At 71.7% G+C, this 17,526-nt stretch carries 16 protein-coding genes; 8 read left to right on the plus strand and 8 right to left on the minus strand.

The window, feature by feature from the left end; all coding sequences use genetic code 11:
- Positions 1-7: 7 nt before the first annotated feature.
- Both ACFFCA_RS18330 and ACFFCA_RS18335 read left to right on the plus strand, forming a co-directional pair.
- Positions 8-517, plus strand: a complete 510-nt coding sequence (locus ACFFCA_RS18330) for a gamma-glutamylcyclotransferase (protein ID WP_375487475.1) — start codon at positions 8-10, stop codon at positions 515-517.
- Positions 518-552: 35 nt separating this feature from the next.
- Positions 553-870 (plus strand): GroES family chaperonin, encoded by a 318-nt coding sequence (locus tag ACFFCA_RS18335; RefSeq protein WP_375487445.1) that lies wholly within the window; start codon positions 553-555, stop codon positions 868-870.
- Here the strand turns inward: ACFFCA_RS18335 and pheA are convergent, their stop codons facing one another.
- Together pheA and ACFFCA_RS18345 are read right to left on the minus strand one after the other, a co-directional pair.
- On the minus strand, positions 871-1,818 hold the full coding sequence (gene pheA / locus ACFFCA_RS18340; RefSeq protein ID WP_375487447.1) for a prephenate dehydratase: 948 nt from the start codon (positions 1,816-1,818) through the stop codon (positions 871-873). It lies immediately after the preceding gene.
- 183 nt (positions 1,819-2,001) lie between these two features.
- On the minus strand, positions 2,002-2,535 hold the full coding sequence (locus tag ACFFCA_RS18345; protein WP_375487449.1) for a DUF4446 family protein: 534 nt from the start codon (positions 2,533-2,535) through the stop codon (positions 2,002-2,004).
- Between the two features lie 172 nt (positions 2,536-2,707).
- Here ACFFCA_RS18345 and hppD point away from each other — a divergent pair, with 172 nt between their 5' ends.
- Genes hppD through hisC form a run of 3 tightly spaced genes read left to right on the plus strand, consistent with a single transcriptional unit; the run spans position 2,708 to position 6,684 of the window.
- Complete coding sequence (hppD, locus tag ACFFCA_RS18350) at positions 2,708-3,904, plus strand: 4-hydroxyphenylpyruvate dioxygenase (RefSeq protein ID WP_375487451.1); 1,197 nt, start codon at positions 2,708-2,710, stop codon at positions 3,902-3,904.
- A 33-nt stretch (positions 3,905-3,937) separates the two neighbouring features.
- Entirely contained in the window at positions 3,938-5,632 is a 1,695-nt protein-coding gene (locus ACFFCA_RS18355) for a DEAD/DEAH box helicase (RefSeq protein ID WP_375487453.1), read from the plus strand.
- Complete coding sequence (hisC, locus tag ACFFCA_RS18360) at positions 5,632-6,684, plus strand: histidinol-phosphate transaminase (protein ID WP_375487455.1); 1,053 nt, start codon at positions 5,632-5,634, stop codon at positions 6,682-6,684. Before ACFFCA_RS18355 ends, hisC begins: the two co-directional genes overlap by 1 nt.
- A gap of 104 nt (positions 6,685-6,788) precedes the next feature.
- On the opposite strand, the gene ACFFCA_RS18365 is transcribed toward hisC, so the two are convergent.
- Positions 6,789-7,361 carry a hypothetical protein gene (locus tag ACFFCA_RS18365; RefSeq protein ID WP_375487457.1) on the minus strand — a complete coding sequence of 191 codons (573 nt, stop codon included), beginning with the start codon at positions 7,359-7,361 and terminating at the stop codon, positions 6,789-6,791.
- Positions 7,362-7,451: 90 nt separating this feature from the next.
- On the opposite strand from ACFFCA_RS18365, the gene ACFFCA_RS18370 reads away from it, so the two are divergent.
- Entirely contained in the window at positions 7,452-8,303 is an 852-nt protein-coding gene (locus ACFFCA_RS18370) for a heavy metal-binding domain-containing protein (RefSeq protein ID WP_375487459.1), read from the plus strand.
- Positions 8,304-8,374: 71 nt separating this feature from the next.
- Positions 8,375-13,156, plus strand: coding sequence for an NAD-glutamate dehydrogenase (locus ACFFCA_RS18375; RefSeq protein ID WP_375487461.1), 4,782 nt, complete (start codon positions 8,375-8,377; stop codon positions 13,154-13,156).
- 10 nt (positions 13,157-13,166) lie between these two features.
- On the opposite strand, the gene ACFFCA_RS18380 is transcribed toward ACFFCA_RS18375, so the two are convergent.
- The 5 genes from ACFFCA_RS18380 to ACFFCA_RS18400 all read right to left on the minus strand — a co-directional run bounded on the left by ACFFCA_RS18380 (position 13,167) and on the right by ACFFCA_RS18400 (position 16,390).
- Entirely contained in the window at positions 13,167-13,550 is a 384-nt protein-coding gene (locus ACFFCA_RS18380) for an ATP-binding protein (protein WP_375487463.1), read from the minus strand.
- 104 nt (positions 13,551-13,654) lie between these two features.
- Positions 13,655-14,551: a glycerophosphodiester phosphodiesterase gene (locus ACFFCA_RS18385; protein WP_375487465.1), complete on the minus strand. Its 897-nt coding sequence runs from the start codon at positions 14,549-14,551 to the stop codon at positions 13,655-13,657.
- 55 nt (positions 14,552-14,606) lie between these two features.
- On the minus strand, positions 14,607-14,951 hold the full coding sequence (locus ACFFCA_RS18390) for a rhodanese-like domain-containing protein (protein WP_375487467.1): 345 nt from the start codon (positions 14,949-14,951) through the stop codon (positions 14,607-14,609).
- A gap of 10 nt (positions 14,952-14,961) precedes the next feature.
- On the minus strand, positions 14,962-15,492 hold the full coding sequence (locus ACFFCA_RS18395; protein ID WP_375487469.1) for an adenylate kinase: 531 nt from the start codon (positions 15,490-15,492) through the stop codon (positions 14,962-14,964).
- A gap of 10 nt (positions 15,493-15,502) precedes the next feature.
- Complete coding sequence (locus ACFFCA_RS18400; RefSeq protein WP_375487471.1) at positions 15,503-16,390, minus strand: DNA-formamidopyrimidine glycosylase family protein; 888 nt, start codon at positions 16,388-16,390, stop codon at positions 15,503-15,505.
- 199 nt (positions 16,391-16,589) lie between these two features.
- On the opposite strand from ACFFCA_RS18400, the gene ACFFCA_RS18405 reads away from it, so the two are divergent.
- Positions 16,590-17,526 (plus strand): DUF222 domain-containing protein (locus tag ACFFCA_RS18405; protein WP_375487473.1); only part of this gene is annotated, 937 nt, incomplete at its 3' end.

A 17,526-nucleotide genomic window follows, 5' to 3' on the forward strand; every position in this document is an offset into this window, starting at 1 on the left:
GGACCGGGTGCCGACGGTGGGCCGGCACCCGGTCCTGGCCTACGGCTCCAACGCCTGCCCGTCGAAGATCACCTGGTTGCGGACCGCGCTCGGCCTGACCGGGCCGGTGGTCGTGCTGCGCGTCCGGACCGAGGGCCTGGCCGCGGTCTGGGCCAGCGGTCTCCGGGTCGTCGACGACCAGCGGCCCGCCACGCTCTGTGCCGCGCCCGGTGTCGTCGAGCAGCACGCGCTCTGGCTCGCCACCGACGATCAGCTGGCCGTGCTCGACGTCTGCGAGGGCCGCGGCGTCCGCTACGACCTGGCCCTCGTGCGGACCGGCCGGTTCGTGCTGGACGACGGTTCGGCGGTGCCGGACCCGCTGGCCTACGTGGGCCGGTCACCGGCGCGGCACCCGCTGCTCGTCGACGGCGCGCCGGTCCGCTGCGCCGAGGTCGCCCAGGACGTCGCGCGTCAGCTCATCGGCGAGCCGGCGGCGGGGGACGGTCTCGACCGAGAGGTCGTACCGCTGCGGTCGTAGGGTCACGACATGGGCGACGTCTGCGGAGCGAGGGCATGAGCGATCGACTGCCGATCAAGATGCTGCACGACCGGGTGCTCGTGCGGGAACCGCGCGAGGACGGCGAACGTCGCTCGACCGGCGGCATCCTCATCCCGGCCACCGCCACCGTGTCCAAGCGCCTGGTGTGGGGCGAGGTGGTCGCGGTCGGCAACCACGTGCGCGCGGTCGAGACCGGGGACCAGGTGCTCTTCAGCCCCGACGACCGCTTCGAGGTCGAGATCGCGGGCGAGGGCCTGATGCTGCTGCGCGAGCGCGACCTGCACGCCGTGGCCGCGCAGCGCAACGACGCCAACACCGGCCTGTACCTGTAGCTAGCTTCCGCCCTTGGCGCGGATGCGGGCCAGCCAGTCACGCGCGTCGGTGAAGGACCGGTCGCTGCGGCCGACCGGCACCGGCCCCTGCGCACCGTCGCGTCGCGGGTAGGAGCCGAGGTAGCGCACGTCCGCGCAGACCCGGTGCAGCGCGGCCAGCGCGTCGCCGACCCGCTGGTCCGTGACGTGACCCTCGCAGTCGATCGAGAAGCAGTAGTGACCCATCCGGCCCTTGGTCGGCCGGGACTCGATGCGGGTCAGGTTGACCCCGCGTGCGGCGAACTCACCGAGCAGTTCGAGCAGCGCGCCGGAATGGTCGTCGCGCAGGTAGGCCACCAGCGACGTGCGGTCGTTGCCGGTCGGGGCGGCGGGCGGCCCGGGCCGCTCGAGCAGGACGAAGCGGGTCACCGCGCCCTCGGAGTCCGCGATGTCGTGCGCGACGACGTCGAGGCCGTAGAGCTCGCCGGCCACCGCGGCGCCGACGGCCGCGTCGAACTCGCCGGCCGCAACAGCCTGCACGGCGCCGGCCGTCGACCCGACGAGGCTCACCTGCACGCCGGGCAGGTGAGCCATGAGCCAGCGCCGTACCTGCGCCTCGGCGTGCGGGTGCGTGGCCACGCTGTGCAGGTCGGCCAGGCGCGTGCCGGGCCGGGCCATGAGCTCGAAGGCGACGCGCAGGTAGACCTCGTCGGCGATGACCAGCGCCTCGCCGTTGGCGAGCTCGTCGAGCGTCGCGGGGACCGCCCCCTCGACGGAGTTCTCGAGGGGGACGAGCGCGGCGTCGGCCTGCCCGGCGCGGACCGCGTCGATGGCCAGGGTGACGGTGCCGAGCGGCAGCAGGGTGGCCCGCGCGGCGGCCGGCAGCTGCCGCACCGCCGCGTGCGCGAACGTCCCCTCGGGCCCGAGGAAAGCAATGGTGCCGAGGCCGGACGGCTGCGGGTCGCTCACTGGCGAAGGGTAGCGAGACGGGTCGCCCCGGGCGGCGTCGATCACGTCTTCCGCTCGAGCCGCCGCTGTCGGTGCCGGATCCGGCAAGTCGGCAGGAAGACGTGATCCACCGGTGACGATCCGACAACTCGGGAGGAGAACGTGATCGGTCGGAGGTGTCCGAGAGGTGCAGGCACCGCCCCGTCAGGACGCCTTGCGGCCGAGCAGTGGGCGGCGCCGCGACAGCGCGGACGAGACGGCCTGCTGCTCCTCGGGCGTCAGCTCGTGCTCGCCCTTGCCGTCGGCGACGCCCTTGGCGTACACCCGGGTGTCGCTGCTGCCGGCGATGGCGCTGATGGTGACGCCGTCGCCCTTGCCGTCGAGCAGCGCAAGCGAGAACGACAGCCGCCCGGACATCTCACCGAACGCGTCGTAGCGCACGAGCGCGAGGTTCTCCAGCGCGCCCTGCCTGCCCTCGACCGGCTTGGGCGGCCCGGCGTGCAGGCCGTCGGCCACCATCGCGCGCAGGTCGGCGATCTCCTCGGCGACGACCTCGGTCCGGGCGCTGTTGCGCTCGGTCAGCTCGACGAGCGACATCTGCCCGTCCGGCCCGCGGGTTCCGCGCGCGATGATCGTCGTGGCGCGCCGCAGCTTGGCGAGCGTCCGCAGCGCGACGTACGCCGCGACGAGGGCGACGTAGGCGAGGACGAGCGCGAAGACCGCGACGTAGGTGGGCATCGGATCAAGGCTAGGGCCGGGAGGCTCGCCGGACCCGCAGGACACGGCAGCGGCGGCCAGGATTGGACACTCTGTAGAGGTCGGAGCCCGTTCCGCCCGACAATCTCGACACGCTGACCACCTCACGAACGACGAGTTGCACACCTCACGGGCCGACGCGCACCCTGCGTGTATGACGAGCGTGGATGAACTGACCCCTGCCGAGCGCGACGCCGACCTCACCGTCGAGCGCCTCAAGCAACTGGTCGGCCTCGTGCCCTACGACGAGACCAGCGACCCCTTCCCGGTGACGGCGATGGACGCGGTCGTGTTCGTCTCGGGCAACGCCACGCAGAGCGCGCACTACTACCAGCACGCCTACGGCATGACGCTCGTCGGCTACACCGGCCCGGAGACCGGCAATCGCGACCACAAGGGTTTCGTGCTGACCTCCGGCTCGGCGCGCTTCGTCATCCTCGGCCCGGTCGACCCGACCAGTGCGCTGGCCGACCACCACCGGCGCCACGGCGACGGCGTCGTCGACCTCGCCCTCGAGGTGCCGGACGTCGACCGCTGCGTCGAGCACGCCCGTGCGCAGGGCGCGACCGTCCTCGACGAGCCGCACGACGTGCAGGACGAGTTCGGCACCGTCCGCACCGCGGCCATCGCGGCCTACGGCGAGACCCGGCACACCCTGGTCGACCGCTCGCGCTACACCGGCATCTACCTGCCCGGCTACGTCCCGCGCAGCAGCGACATGACGCCCGCGCCGTTCGCGCTGTTCAGCGCCGTCGACCACTGCGTCGGCAACGTCGAGCTCGGCCGCATGAACGAGTGGGTCGACTTCTACAACCGGGTCATGGGCTTCGTGAACATGGCCGAGTTCGTCGGCGACGACATCGCCACCGACTACTCGGCGCTGATGAGCAAGGTCGTCGCCAACGGCAACCACCGCGTCAAGTTCCCGCTGAACGAGCCGGCGCTGGGCAAGAAGCGCTCGCAGATCGACGAGTACCTCGACTTCTACGGCTCGGCCGGCTGCCAGCACATCGCGATCGCCACCACCGACATCCTGCGGTCCGTCGACGAGATGCGCGCCCGCGGCGTCGAGTTCCTGGCCACGCCCGACAGCTACTACGACGACCCCGAGCTGCGCGCCCGGATCGGTGAGGTGCGGGTGCCCGTCGAGGAGCTGAAGAAGCGCGCCATCCTGGTCGACCGCGACGAGGACGGCTACCTGCTGCAGATCTTCACCCGCCCCGTCGGTGACCGCCCGACCGTGTTCTTCGAGCTCATCGAGCGGCACGGATCGCTCGGCTTCGGCAAGGGCAACTTCAAGGCCCTGTTCGAGGCCATCGAGCGCGAGCAGGACGCCCGCGGCAACCTGTAATCCGACGCTCGCGCGTCTGGGACCATGGTCCATATGACGTCTTTCGGCGAGTTGGCGCTGCGGCCCGAACTGCAGCACGTCCTGGATGCCCTCGGCTATGAGGAACCCACGCCGATCCAGAGCGAGAGCATCCCGCCGCTGCTGGGCGGGCGCGACGTCGTCGGCCAGGCCGCCACCGGCACCGGCAAGACGGCCGCCTTCGCCCTTCCGTTGCTGCAACGCCTCGAGGCCGGCGGCGCCGCCCCGCAGGCGCTCGTGCTCGTGCCGACGCGCGAGCTCGCGATCCAGGTGGCCGAGGCCATCCACCGCTACGGCCGCGAGCTCGGCGCCCGCGTGCTGGCCGTCTACGGCGGCCAGCCGATCACCCGCCAGATCCGGGCGCTGGAGCACGGCGTCGACGTCGTGGTCGCGACTCCGGGCCGCGCGATCGACCACATCACCCGCCGCACCGTCGACTTCGGGCAGCTGCGCACGGTCGTGCTGGACGAGGCCGACGAGATGCTCGACATGGGCTTCGCCGAGGACATCGAGGCGATCATGGAGGCGGTGCCCGCCGAACGGCAGACGGTGCTGTTCAGTGCCACGTTGCCGAAACGCATCGACGGGCTGGTGCGGCGCTACCTCACCGACCCGGTGCGGGTGCTCATCCGCACCGAGCAGAGCACCGACGACACCGCGCGCGTGCGTCAGGTCGCCTACCTCGTCCCGCGCCAGCACAAGGCGAACGCGCTGGGCCGGCTGCTCGACATCGAGTCGGCGACGGCGGCCGTCGTGTTCTGCCGGACCCGCGAGGAGGTCGACTCCCTCGGCGAGGCCCTGGCCGCCCGTGGCTACCGTGCCGACGCGCTGCACGGCGGCATGACCCAGGACCAGCGCGACCGGGTGATGACCAAGGTGCGCAACCGCACCACCGAGGTCCTCGTCGCCACCGATGTCGCGGCCCGCGGCCTGGACATCGACCACCTGACCCACGTCGTCAACTACGACCTGCCGAACGCGCCCGACTCCTACGTCCACCGCATCGGCCGCGTCGGTCGGGCCGGTCGCGAGGGCACGGCCATCACCCTGGTCGAACCGCGCCAGCACCGCCTGCTCAAAAGCATCGAGAAGGCGACGCGCAACAAGATCTCGGTCGAGACGCTGCCGACCGTCGCCGACCTGCGGGCCCGCCGCCTCGAGCTGACCCGGTCCGCGCTCGCCGAGACCCTGCGCGAGGCCGATCGCGAGGACGCCCACGAGCAGTACCGCGTCGTCGTCGACACCCTCACCGACGACTACGACCTCATGGAGGTCGCGCTCGCCGCCGTGAAGCTCGCGCACGAGGCCGGGCAGGGCGACCCGGACGACGACGTCGCCGACATCCCCCAGGTCCGCCCGTCCGCCGACGGGGATCAGGACCGCGTAGCCCCGCACGGCGGGGGCGGGGGTGGCAAGTCGCGTCCCCGGTCCGGCCCGACGACGACGATCTTCGTCAGCCTCGGGCACGCCGCGAAGGTGCGCCCGCAGGACCTCGTCGGGGCCATCGCCAACGAGACCAGCCTGTCCGGCCGGCAGATCGGCGCCATCGAGATCACCCACAAGTTCTCGACCGTCGAGATCCCGACGGACGCCGAGGCCGAGGTGATCGCCGCGCTGCAGGCCACGATGATCAAGGGCCGCAAGGCTCGGGTGGAGCGGTACAAGCCGCCGGCCGAGCGCGGTTACAAGCCCAAGAGAGGACGACCGTAGTGCTGCGATCCGCCCTGGCCGACCTGCCGGCCTACGTACCCGGACGTACGGTGGCCGGCGCCATCAAGCTGGCCAGCAACGAGGTGCCCTACCCACCGCTGCCCTCGGTGCTCGCCCGCATCGCCGACGCCGCGGCGGCCATCAACCGCTACCCGGACAACTTCTCCACCGAGCTGACGGGTGTGCTGGCGGCACGGTGCGCGGTCGACGCCGACCAGGTGCGCGTCGGCTGCGGGTCCGTGTCGCTGTGCACGCAGCTCGTGCAGGCCGTCGCCGACGCCGACGACGAGGTCATGTTCGCGTGGCGCTCGTTCGAGGCGTACCCGATCATCGCCGCGGTCAGCGGCGCGTCCGCGATCCAGGTGCCGCTCACCGACGGCCACGTGCACGACCTCGACGCCATGGTCGAGCGCATCACCGGCAAGACGCGGCTCGTGTTCGTCTGCAACCCGAACAACCCCACCGGCACCGCGGTCACCCGCGAGCAGCTCGTGCGCTTCCTGCGGGCCGTGCCCGAGGACGTCACGGTGGCGCTGGACGAGGCCTACCGCGAGTTCGTCCGCGACGCCGACGTGCCCGACGGGCTGACGCTGCTCGAGGAGTTCCCCAACGTCGTGGTGCTGCGGACGTTCTCCAAGGCCTACGGCCTCGCCGGCCTGCGGGTCGGCTATGCGGTCGCGGGCGACCCGGCCGTCGCCCGGGCCATGGCCCAGACCCAGGTGCCGTTCGCGGTCACCACGCTCGCGCAGCAGGCCGCGCTCGCCAGCCTCGAACCGGCGGCCGAGACCGAGCTGCTCGATCGCGTCGAGCGGATAGCGGCCGAACGCACCCGGGTGCACGGACGCCTGCTCGAGCTCGGCTACGCCGTCCCGCCGACCCAGGCCAACTTCGTCTGGCTGCCGCTCGGCGGCGCGACGACGGACTTCGCCGCGGGGTGCGAGGACCGCCGCGTCATCGTGCGGGCCTTCGCCGGTACCGGCGTGCGGGTGACCGTCGGGACGCCCGAGGAGAACGACCGCTTCCTCGACGCGGCGGCCGTGCTGGCCCGCTGACCGCGGGTCCCTGACCCCGCTGATCAACACGCGTTCTGCAGGGCGGTGGACCTGCAGAACGCGTGATGATCACGTGGTGAGCTGCGGCCGCGGGCCCCCGACGTTCAGCTGGTCAGGGCCCGCTCCAGGGCCGTCCGGGTCGCCTCGTCGGCGCGGGTCACCTCGTTCAGGACGACGCCCAGCTCGTCGAGCCACTGCGCGACGGGTACCGCCGTCGAGGACAGCACCACGCCGCGCACGATGTGACCCACGCTCGCTTCCACCACGCCCACCTCGGGGGCCCGGAAGGTCAGGACCCGCTCGCCTGCGGTGACGGTGACGCCGACCGGGTCGGCGGACCGCCCGACCAGGCGTCCCAGCGAACGGCGCCGCTCGACGGTGACCATCGACGCGGGCAGCGCGCCGCTCAGGGTCGCGACCAGGACGCGGCCGAGCATCGCGATCTCGACGCGTCGGAAGTGCGCCACGACGAGGTTGCCCAGCGGGCCGGGCGCGGGCGCCGCGGCGGCCTCGACCGGTGTGGTGGCCTCGACCGCTGCGGTGGGCGATGTCGGTGGTTCCGACGGCGGCAACTCCAGTCCCGTCCCAGGGGTGGGCACCGCCGGTCGCTCCACGCCCTCGCCGGCCGTGAGGTCCAACGACGTCCCCGGCGATGACGGCTCGGGCGGCGGCTGCATGCCCAGACTGTATGCCGTGTGACGGCGGGCTCTCATGATCAGCGAACTAGGGTGGGCCGCACAGGTGAGGCCCGGTTCGGAGGACAGCAGATGGCCGTGTTCGGCAGGAACGACGCGCAGGACGTCAGCGCCAACTGGGAGCCCGACGCGGCCAACGGCCGGCTGGCCGCCACCGCCGGCGCGGCCCCCGGTGCGGTGTTCACCTCGGACCTGTCGGTCTCGGAGTTCGTGCTGCTCAACGAGGCGGGCTTCGAGCCGTTGGGCTTCGTGGTCGGCTCCTCGATCTACCACATCGGCATTCAGGTGAGCCGGTGGGGACAGAACCAGGAACTCACCGTGCTGACCCAGGCCATGTACCCGGCCCGGGAGCTGGCGATGAGCCGGATGCAGGCCGAGGCCGAGCGACTGGGGGCCGACGGCGTCGTCGGTGTCACGCTGCGCGCGCAGCAGTACGTGTGGGGACAGGGGGTGCTGGAGTTCATCGCCACCGGCACCGCGGTGCGCGCCCTGCAGGGCCAGGGCCACCACCGCCGCCCCGACGGCCGGGCGTTCTCCTCGGACCTGTCGGCGCAAGACTTTTACCGGCTGCTGGCCGCGGGCTCCGTGCCGGTCGCATTCGTCCTGGGCACGTGCGTCTATCACATCGCCCACCAGAGCGTGATGCAGTCGCTGCGCCAGGCCGGCGTCAACCAGGAGATGGTGCTGTTCACGCAGGGCATCTACCAGGCGCGCGAACTGTCGCTGGCCCGCATGCAGTACGAGGCCACCCAGGCCCGCGCCAGCGGGATCGTCGGCGTCACGGTGGACGTGCACAACCACGTCTGGGGCGAGCACGCCACCGAGTTCTTCGCCACGGGTACCGCGATCAGGCAGCTGGACCCGTCCCACCGTCTGCCCGACACCGCGCCCAAACCGACCTTCACCCTCGGCCTCGACGTCTGAGTGATCGGCGGTAGTGCCAGGATGGGGCTCGCACGTACCGGAACTGATCAGTCACAACGAGGTGACTACGCATGACACAGACCGAGGCCCATGAACCCGAGGCGGGAACCGTGGATCCTGCGGTGTTCGCACGACGCTTCCTGGCCCATGCCGCCACGCAGCTGGCCGGCCGTACCCACAGCGACCTGACGGACCTCGCCGAGCAGATCCAGGCCTTCGGCGCCACCCGGCGACCGGAGCAGAACCTGTTCTGGGTGCACGACCTCGACGGCGACACCACCGCCGTGGAGGTCGTCTCGATCGACGCGCCGTACATCGTCGAATCCCTCGTCGCCGAGCTGCAGCGTCGCGGACGGGCCCCCCGGCACGTGCTGCACCCCCAGCTGGTCGTGCGGCGTGACGACCGCGGCGAGCTGACCCGCGTCCTGGACATCGACGACAACGCCGACGTGCCGGACGGCGCGCTCGTCGAGTCGTGGGTCCATCTCGAGCTCGACCTCGTGCCGGAAACCGAGCAGAAAGAGCTCGGCGACACCCTGAACGACGTGCTCGACGACGTGCTCGCCGCCGTCTCCGACGCGCCGGCCATGTACGTGCTCGTCCGGTCACTGGCCGACCAGCTCGAGGCCGACCCCGGGGAGTTCGACCGAGAGACCAGCGAGGAGGCCGGCGCGCTGCTGCGCTGGCTGGCCGACGGCAACTACATGATCCTGGGCCACGCCGAGTACTCGCCGAACGAGCTGGCCAGCCCCCGCGGCCACCAGCCCGAGGACGTGCAGGGCGTGCTGCGCGGCAACGCACGCATCTCCCCGATCGAACTGCTGCCGGCGTTCCGCAGCGGGGCACCGCTCGTCATCTTCAAGTCGCCGCTGGTGTCGACCGTGCGCCGCACCGTCCACTACGACTGCGTCACCGTCGTCACCCCGAGCCAGGGGGCGCAACCGCAGCGCATCCACGTGTTCCTCGGGCTGATCACCAACGCCGAGGACGGCACGGTCGGCCGGGTGCCGGTGGTCCGGCGCCGGATCGGAGAGATCCTGCTGCGCTCGGGGGTCCGCGCCCAGAGCCACACCGGGCGGCGGCTGCTTGCGGCGTTGCGGACGCTGCCCCGCGACGAGCTGCTCGAGGCCCCGACGGGCGACCTGTTGCGGCTCGCCCAGCTCGTGGTCGACCGCGCCGACCATCGCACCGTCGGCGTCTTCGCCCGCATCCATCTCAACCGCGACTTCGTCACCGTCCTGGTGTACTTCCCGTCCGACCGGCTGGGGCCCGAGACCCGTCACCGCGTCACGGCGATCATCAACCGCTTCTGGCCCGGCGACGTCATCGGCCGCGACGACCGCATCGTCGAGATGGATCTCGCCCGCATGCAGCTGCTCATCGCGGTGCGACCGGGCGCGCAGCCGCCGTCGCCGGAGCGGGCCGAGGTCGAGGCCGAGGTCGCGAAGGCCACCCGCCGCTGGAGCGACGACTTCAACGACCTGCTGACCATCGCGGTGGGCGAGGACGAGGCCCGCCGCCTGTCCGACCGGTACGCGCCGGCCGTGCCGGAGGCCTACAAGGAGGACTTCGGCGCGTCGACGGGTGTCCGCGACATCCTGCGGCTGGAGGCGCTGCCCGCCAGCGACGGGCTGGCCTTCGACCTCTACACGCCCGACCCCGGCGACGCCGCCGACCGCCGGTTGAAGGTGTTCCGCACCGGCCGGTCCGTGTCCCTCGCGCGCGCCCTGCCGATCTTCACCCAGATGGGTATCGAGGTGCTCGACGAGCGGCCGTACGAGCTGCCGTTCGGCGACGAGCTGACGGTCTGGATCTACGACTTCGGGCTGCGGCTGCCGCCGGACACGACGTTCGACGACGTCCGGGCCCGCAACATGATCGACGCCATCCGCCTGCTGTGGCTGGGCCGCATCGAGCAGGACACGCTCAACGAGCTGGTCGTGCGCAGCACCATGACGTGGTGGCAGGTCAACATCCTGCGGACCTATGCCCGCTACCTGCGCCAGGCCGGCACGACCTTCAGCCAGAGCTACCTCGAGCGCACGCTCGTCGACAACTGCGGCATCTCGCAGGCCGTCGTCGAGCTGTTCGAGTCCCGCTTCGACCCCGACCGCGCGGGCGAGGCCCCGCTCGTCGACGCCGAGGGCGCGACGGTCGGCCGCACCGACCTCGTCGAGGCGCAGCTGGCCGAGGTGGTGAGCCTCGACCAGGACCGCATCCTGCGTTCACTGCTCTCCCTGGTCAACGCCACCCTGCGCACCAACGCCTACCGCACCGACGACGACGGCACGCGCCGCTCCGCGATCGCGGTCAAGCTCGACCCGCGACGGATCGCCGAGCTGCCGCAACCGCGTCCGCGCTTCGAGGTCTGGGTGTACTCGCCGCGCGTCGAGGGAGTGCACCTGCGCTTCGGCCCGGTCGCCCGCGGCGGCCTGCGCTGGTCCGACCGTCGCGAGGACTTCCGCACCGAGATCCTCGGCCTGGTGAAGGCGCAGATGGTCAAGAACGCGGTCATCGTGCCCACCGGGGCCAAGGGCGGTTTCGTCGCCAAGCAGCTGCCCGACCCGGCCAAGGACCGCGAGGCCTGGCTCGCCGAGGGCATCGCCTGCTACCGCACCTTCATCTGCGCCCTGCTCGACGTCACGGACAACTACGGCCCCGGCGCGGGGGACGCGGCCGGGACGCAGGTCGTCGTGCCGCCGCCCCGCGTGCGGCGCTACGACGCCGACGACCCGTACCTCGTCGTCGCCGCCGACAAGGGCACGGCCACGTTCAGCGACATCGCCAACCAGATCGCGATCGACTACGGCTTCTGGCTGGGCGACGCGTTCGCCAGCGGCGGGTCGGTCGGCTACGACCACAAGGCGATGGGCATCACGGCCCGCGGCGCGTGGGAGTCGGTCAAGTACCACTTCCGCGAGCTGGGCGTGGACACACAGACCGAGGACGTCACGGTCGTCGGCGTCGGCGACATGTCCGGCGACGTGTTCGGCAACGGCATGCTGCTGTCCGAGCACATCCGCCTGGTCGCCGCCTTCGACCACCGGCACATCTTCCTCGACCCCGCCCCGGATGCGGCCGTCTCCTTCGCCGAGCGTCGACGGTTGTTCGCGCTGCCCCGCTCGTCATGGGCCGACTACGATTCGGCGCTGATCTCCGAGGGCGGTGGCGTGTACGCGCGCACCCGCAAGTCGATCCCGGTGTCGCCGCAGGTGGCGCTCGCGCTCGGCCTGTCGGTCGACATCCATGCGCTGAGCCCGGCCGAGCTGATCAGCGCGATCCTGCGCGCCCCGGTCGACTTGTTCTGGAACGGCGGCATCGGCACGTACGTGAAGGCGTCGACCGAGTCCAACGCGGACGTCGGCGACAAGGCCAACGACGTCCTGCGCGTCGACGCCGACCAACTGCGCTGCCGCGTGGTCGGTGAGGGCGGCAACCTGGGGCTGACCCAGCGCGCGCGCATCGAGTTCGCCCGCGCCGGCGGCCACATCAACACCGATGCGATCGACAACTCGGCGGGCGTCGACACGTCCGACCACGAGGTCAACCTCAAGATCCTGCTGGACCGTGCCGTCGTCACCGGGTCGATCAGTCGCGACGAGCGCAACGAGCTGCTCGCCGCAGCGACGGACGACGTGGCCGCGCACGTCCTGCGTGACAACTACGAGCAGAACGTACTGCTCGGTATGGCACGAGTGCTCAGCCCCAAGCTCGTCGGTGTCCACCGTCGTTTCATGCACACGCTCGAGGAGGCCGGCGAGCTGAACCCGGCGCTGGAGTTCCTGCCGTCGGACGCGGAGATGACGCGCCGGGAGGCCGAGGGCATCGGCCTCGTGTCGCCGGAGAACTCGGTGCTCATCGCCTACTCCAAGATGACGTTGACGCAGCACATCGAGGACTCGACCCTGCCGGACGAACCCTGGTTCCACCGGGTCCTGGCCGGGTACTTCCCGCCGGCGATCGCGGAACGGTTCGCCGACGAGCTGGGCACTCACCCGCTGCACCGCGAGATCATCACGACGGTGCTCGTCAACGACATGATCAACCGCAGCGGCACCACCTTCGTCCACCGGGCGATCGAGGAGACCGGCGCGGACGTCGCGCACATCACGCGGGCGTACTGCATCGTGCGCAACGTCTTCGACCTGCCCGCGCTGTGGGCCGACATCGAGGCGCTCGACAACGTCGTCCCCACCAGCGCGCAGCACGCCGGTTACCAGGAGATCCGTCGCCTGATCGACCGGGCGACACGCTGGCTGGTCGACAACCGCTTCCCGATCACCGACGTGGGCTCCGAGATCGAGCGTTATCGCCCCGTGGTGGCGCGGCTGGGTTCGCACTGCCCGGACCTGCTGCGCGGTGCCGAACGACAGACCCTGCAGGACGATGCGCAGAAGCTGATCGACCTGGGGTTGCCCGACGATCTCGCGCTGCGTCTCGCGGAACTGCTCAGCGCGTTCCTGTTGCTGGACGTCGTCGAGATCGCCGACGCGACCGGGCTGGACGCAGCGGTGGTGGCCGACGTGCACTACGCGGTCTCCGAGCAACTCAGCGTCGACAACATGCTGACCCGGGTCACCGAGCTGCCCCGCGACGACCGCTGGTCGACGCTGGCGCGCGCGGCGGCGCGCCACGACGTCTACGCCGCGCTCGCCGCGATCACCACGGCCGTCCTCCGTGCGACGCCGCCCGACCTGTCGGCCGAGGACCGCATCGAGGAGTGGGTGGAGGCGAACGCGGAACGTGTCGAACGCGCACGCGCGACCGTCACCGCGGCGCTGTCGCGGGAACCCGCGGAACTGGCCACCCTGTCGGTGGCCCTGCGCGTGCTGCGCTCGCTGACGTCCGGCTGAGGCCCGCGCCTTAGCGGAGGCGCGAGACCGGGATCCGTGCCCAGACCTGCTTGCCGCCGGCCTCTTGGTCGACGCCCCACTCGTCGGCCAGCGCGGCCACGATGGCCAGGCCCCGGCCACCGGTCGCGTCCCGGCCGGCCTCGCGCGGGCGCGGCGCGTCGGTGCTGTCGTCGCGGACCCGGATGACGACGGTGTCCGCCCCGATGTCCCAGGTGACCCCGACGTCGCAGGTGCTCTTGGCGTGCAGGACCGCGTTGCCGACGAGCTCGGTGGCTACCAGCATGATGTCCGCGACGCAGTCCGGGCCGATGCCGTCGGTGACTAGATCGTGCTCGATGCGCGTCCGGACGAGACCGGCACTGGCCGTCTCGTGGCGCACGCAGAGCAGGCCCACAGCGACGCGCCTCCCCCGGATGAAGCATCGGCCTCGCCACGCCGGCGAGGTCTTGACACGTGCCTAAGGTTCCCGGCTTCGGGGGTGTGGTAACGCGTCGCCGGTCACCCGCACTCGCGGTCGAGCTGCTCCTTCACCTCGCGCGGGCGGTCGCTGATGATCGTGTCGACGCCCAGGTCGAGCAGGAAACGGACGTCCTCCGGACGGTCGATGGTCCACACGAAGACAGGGTGGCCACGCGCGTGGCAGCGCTCGACGAAGTCCGGGTCGGCGCGTAACACGTGCAGCCCGGGCCCGGCGATCGTCGCCCCGGCCGGGAGCAGACCCTCGCGGCGTACCGGCAGGAGCCGGTCGATAAGCAGAACGGTGGGGATGTCCGGCGCCAGCAGCCGGACGCGGCGCACGGCAGTGGGTGCGAAGCTCATGACGACGACGCGGCTGTCCAGATCGGCCGGCACCCGAAGCGACGTCGGGGGGCCGGGGCGCCCGGCCCAGCCGAAGCGGGCCAGCAGCTCGACCAGCGTCTTTTCGACGAGCCCGCCGTAACGGGTCGGGTGCTTGGTCTCGATGAGCAGGCGGACCTCACGGTCGGCGTCGCGGACCAGCCCGAGGAGCAGTTCGAGGGTCAGCACGCCACCGCCCGGGCCGCGGTCCGCGGCGACTCCGTGCAGGTAGGGGTCGTCGGTGAGCAGCTGGTCGGCCGACGCCGGCAGGTCGCCCCGCCAGGAGGAGAAGTCGAGCTCGTTGAGGGTGCGCAGGTCCAGCTCGCTCACCACACCCTGGCCGTCGGACGTCCGGTTGACCGTGCGATCGTGCACGCACACCAGGTGCCCGTCGCGCGTCATCCGCACGTCGCACTCGAGCGCGTCCGCGCCACCCTCGATCGCCGTCCGATAGGCCTCCAGGGTGTGCTCCGCGACCACGGCGGACGCGCCCCGGTGGGCGACGAGCATGGGCCGCGCGGGCGGCTCGACGACGGTCCGCCGGCCGCGGGGTCTCATGGCTCCATGGTGAACGCTCGCGGTGGATCGTGGGTGACGACCCGCCCGGTGCCGGTCAGGCCACCTGGGCCGGCCCGCCACCCTCGGCCTGCATCGGCTTGCCCGCGCCGTCCCAGGCGAGCATGCCGCCCTCGAGGTTGACGGCCTGGTAGCCCTGCTGGCGCAGCCACGCGGTCACCTGCGCCGACCGCCCGCCGACCTTGCAGGTGACCACGATCTGCGCCACGGGCGTGATCGGGCCCGGGTCGTAGGCCAACCGCTGCGGCACCTGGTTCATCGGGATGTGGACGGCCCCCGCGATGTGCCCGGCCGCCCATTCGTCGTCCTCACGGACGTCGAGCAGCACGGCGTCGGAGGGAATCTCGTCGACGCGAACGGTGGGGATGTCCTGGGGGTGCACGCCCACGACGCTAGTCGACGTCGGCGTCGACGTCGGTGCCCAGCCACCGCTCGAACGCTCGCGGGCTGGTGAGGTGGACGACGTGCAGGCCCGGTCCGGCGCGGCGCACGAGGTCGGCGATCGCCCGCCGACGCGCGCCGTGCTGGCGCAGGGCCCACCACACCGGATGATCTGCGGTCAGCCAGCTGCGCCAGGTCTCGATGTTCCCGCCGAAGACGGGCGTGCGGCGCCAGGACCGGGACAGTGAGCGCCGCACGATGCGTGGCGCCACCACGCGCAGCGGGTAGTCGAGCCAGATGACGGTGTCGGCCGCCGCCCACATCGCCTCCCGTACCTGCTCGTAGCCGTAGGAGTCGAAGACCCAGCGGGGCTCGACCAGGATCCGTTCGACGTTCGCGACGAAGTCGGGCGGGGTCGACCACTCGGGGCCGATGGCGAGGGCGTCCATCTCGTGGAACGGGGCGCCGATCCGTTGCCCGATGCGTTGGGCCGCAGTGGTCTTGCCGGCTCCCGTGATGCCGGCGACGAGAACGCGTTGCACGGTCGGGCGGCTACTTCACCAGGCGCGACAGCCGGCGGTCCGCCAGCTCGCGTCCCTCGGTCTGGCAGGTCGGGCAGTACTGGAAGGTGCGGTCGGCGAAGGACACCTCGCGCACGGTGTCACCGCAGATCGGGCACGGCAACCCGGTGCGGGCATGGACGCGCAGGCCGCTGCGCTTCTCCGACTTCAAGGTCGCGGCCCGCTGACCCACCAGGCGTTCGACGGCGTCACCGAGGATCGAGCCCATGGCCTCGTGCAGGCGGGTCAGCTCGTCGTCGGTGAGCTTCGCGGTGTTCTTAAACGGCGACAGCCGCGCCGCGTGCAAGATCTCGTCGGAGTAGGCGTTCCCGACGCCGGCGATCACGGACTGATGGGTCAGGGCCCGCTTCAGCTGCGAGCGTTCGCCGCTCAGCACGCGGGCCAGGTCGTCGCGGGAGATGGTCAGCGCGTCCGGGCCCAGGGCCGCGACGCCCGGGACCTCGGACGGGTCGCGGACGAGGTACACGGCCAGCCGCTTCTGGGTGCCGGCCTCGGTGAGGTCGAACCCGGCGACGGGCCCCTCGGGGAACTCCGGCGCGAGGTGCAACCGGAACGCGATCGGGCCCTTGCCGCCCGGTCGCGGCGGTGCCGGCGGCAGCGACTCGCGCCAGTGCAGCCAGCCGGCCCGGGAGAGATGGACGATCAGGTGCAGCAGGCCGGCCTCGCCCGCGACCTCGAGGTCGAGGAATTTGCCGTGTCGGCCGGCGCCCGTGACCCACGCGCCGTTCAGGGCCGACAGGGGCGGGTCGAAGGTCTTGATCGCGTTGATGGCAGCGACGTCGGCACGAAGGATGGTGCGGCCGACGGCCCGCTCGCGCAGGAAGGTGGCGAGCGCCTCGACCTCGGGCAGCTCGGGCATGGTTCCAGCGTAGTTATCGCGTCCACAGGGGGTGCGGTGTCTTGGTGGGGAAGATCAAAGGCGCGGCGACGACGGTGTTTCGCGTTCGGTTGCGCCACGCTGTCGGGTCGCCCTGCGTGCTGTTCGATCTTGTTGCAGGGCCCGGATTTGCTGGGATAAACCGTTGTCGACCGGGTTGCGCTGCGATAGAATAGAACGCATGAGCGATACGTTGACGCGGGGCGATCTGGCCTTGCTGCTCGTGGACGCTCACCAGGTTGTGGACGCGCTGCAGGCGGTGGACCTGAGCTGCTGCACCGACGACGAAGTCGTCGCTGCGGTCCGCTCGGCGGAGGCGTTTCGGCGGCGGTTGGAACCGGTGGACCACGCCCTGATTCTCGAGGTGGAGGCGCGCGGGGTCCCGGCGCGGGCGATGGCCCGGGCCACCGGGTACTGGCTGCGGCAGACGTTGACCATCGACATCAGCGAGGCGAACGCGCGGGTGCGGGCCGCGCACGCCGCCGGTTCGCGCCGGTCGCTGCTCGGGGAGCCGATGCCGGCGCGCTACCCGGCGGTCGCGGCCGCGCAGGCCGCCGGTGAGTTGGCGGCGCGGCAGGCGCGGGTGATCACCTCGACGTTGGACAAGCTGCCGGTCGAGGTCTGTGAGCACATCCCGGCGGCGGAGGCGCGGCTGGTCGGGTTCGCGCGCACCTTCGAGGCCGCCACCCTGCAGCAGCTCGCCACCCGGGAAGCCGAGTGGCTCGACCCCGACGCCGGCTTCCGCGACGTCGAGCGGCGGCGGAGGGACCGCGACCTGCGCCTGCACGTGCGCCCGGACGGGTCCTGTGTCGGATCGTTCCAGGGCACCGCGGAGTTGGGTGAGTTCCTGCAGGTCACTTTCGACTCCCTCGCCAAACCCCAGCCCGAAGCGAACGGCATCAAGGACCCCCGCACCGCCGGGCAACGCCGCCACGACGCCCTGCTCGACGCCCTGAAGATCACCGTCGGCTCCGGCAAGCTCCCGACCGCAGGTGGGGTGCTGGCCACCGTCGTGCTCACCATCGACGCCGACACCTACCTCACCGGTGAGGGGTTCGCGCTCACCGGCCACGGCGCCCAGGTCCCCGTCAAGGAGGCACTGGGCTGGGCCGGTGGAG

Source organism: uncultured Jatrophihabitans sp. (assembly GCF_964252635.1).
GTDB lineage: Bacteria > Actinomycetota > Actinomycetes > Mycobacteriales > Jatrophihabitantaceae > Jatrophihabitans.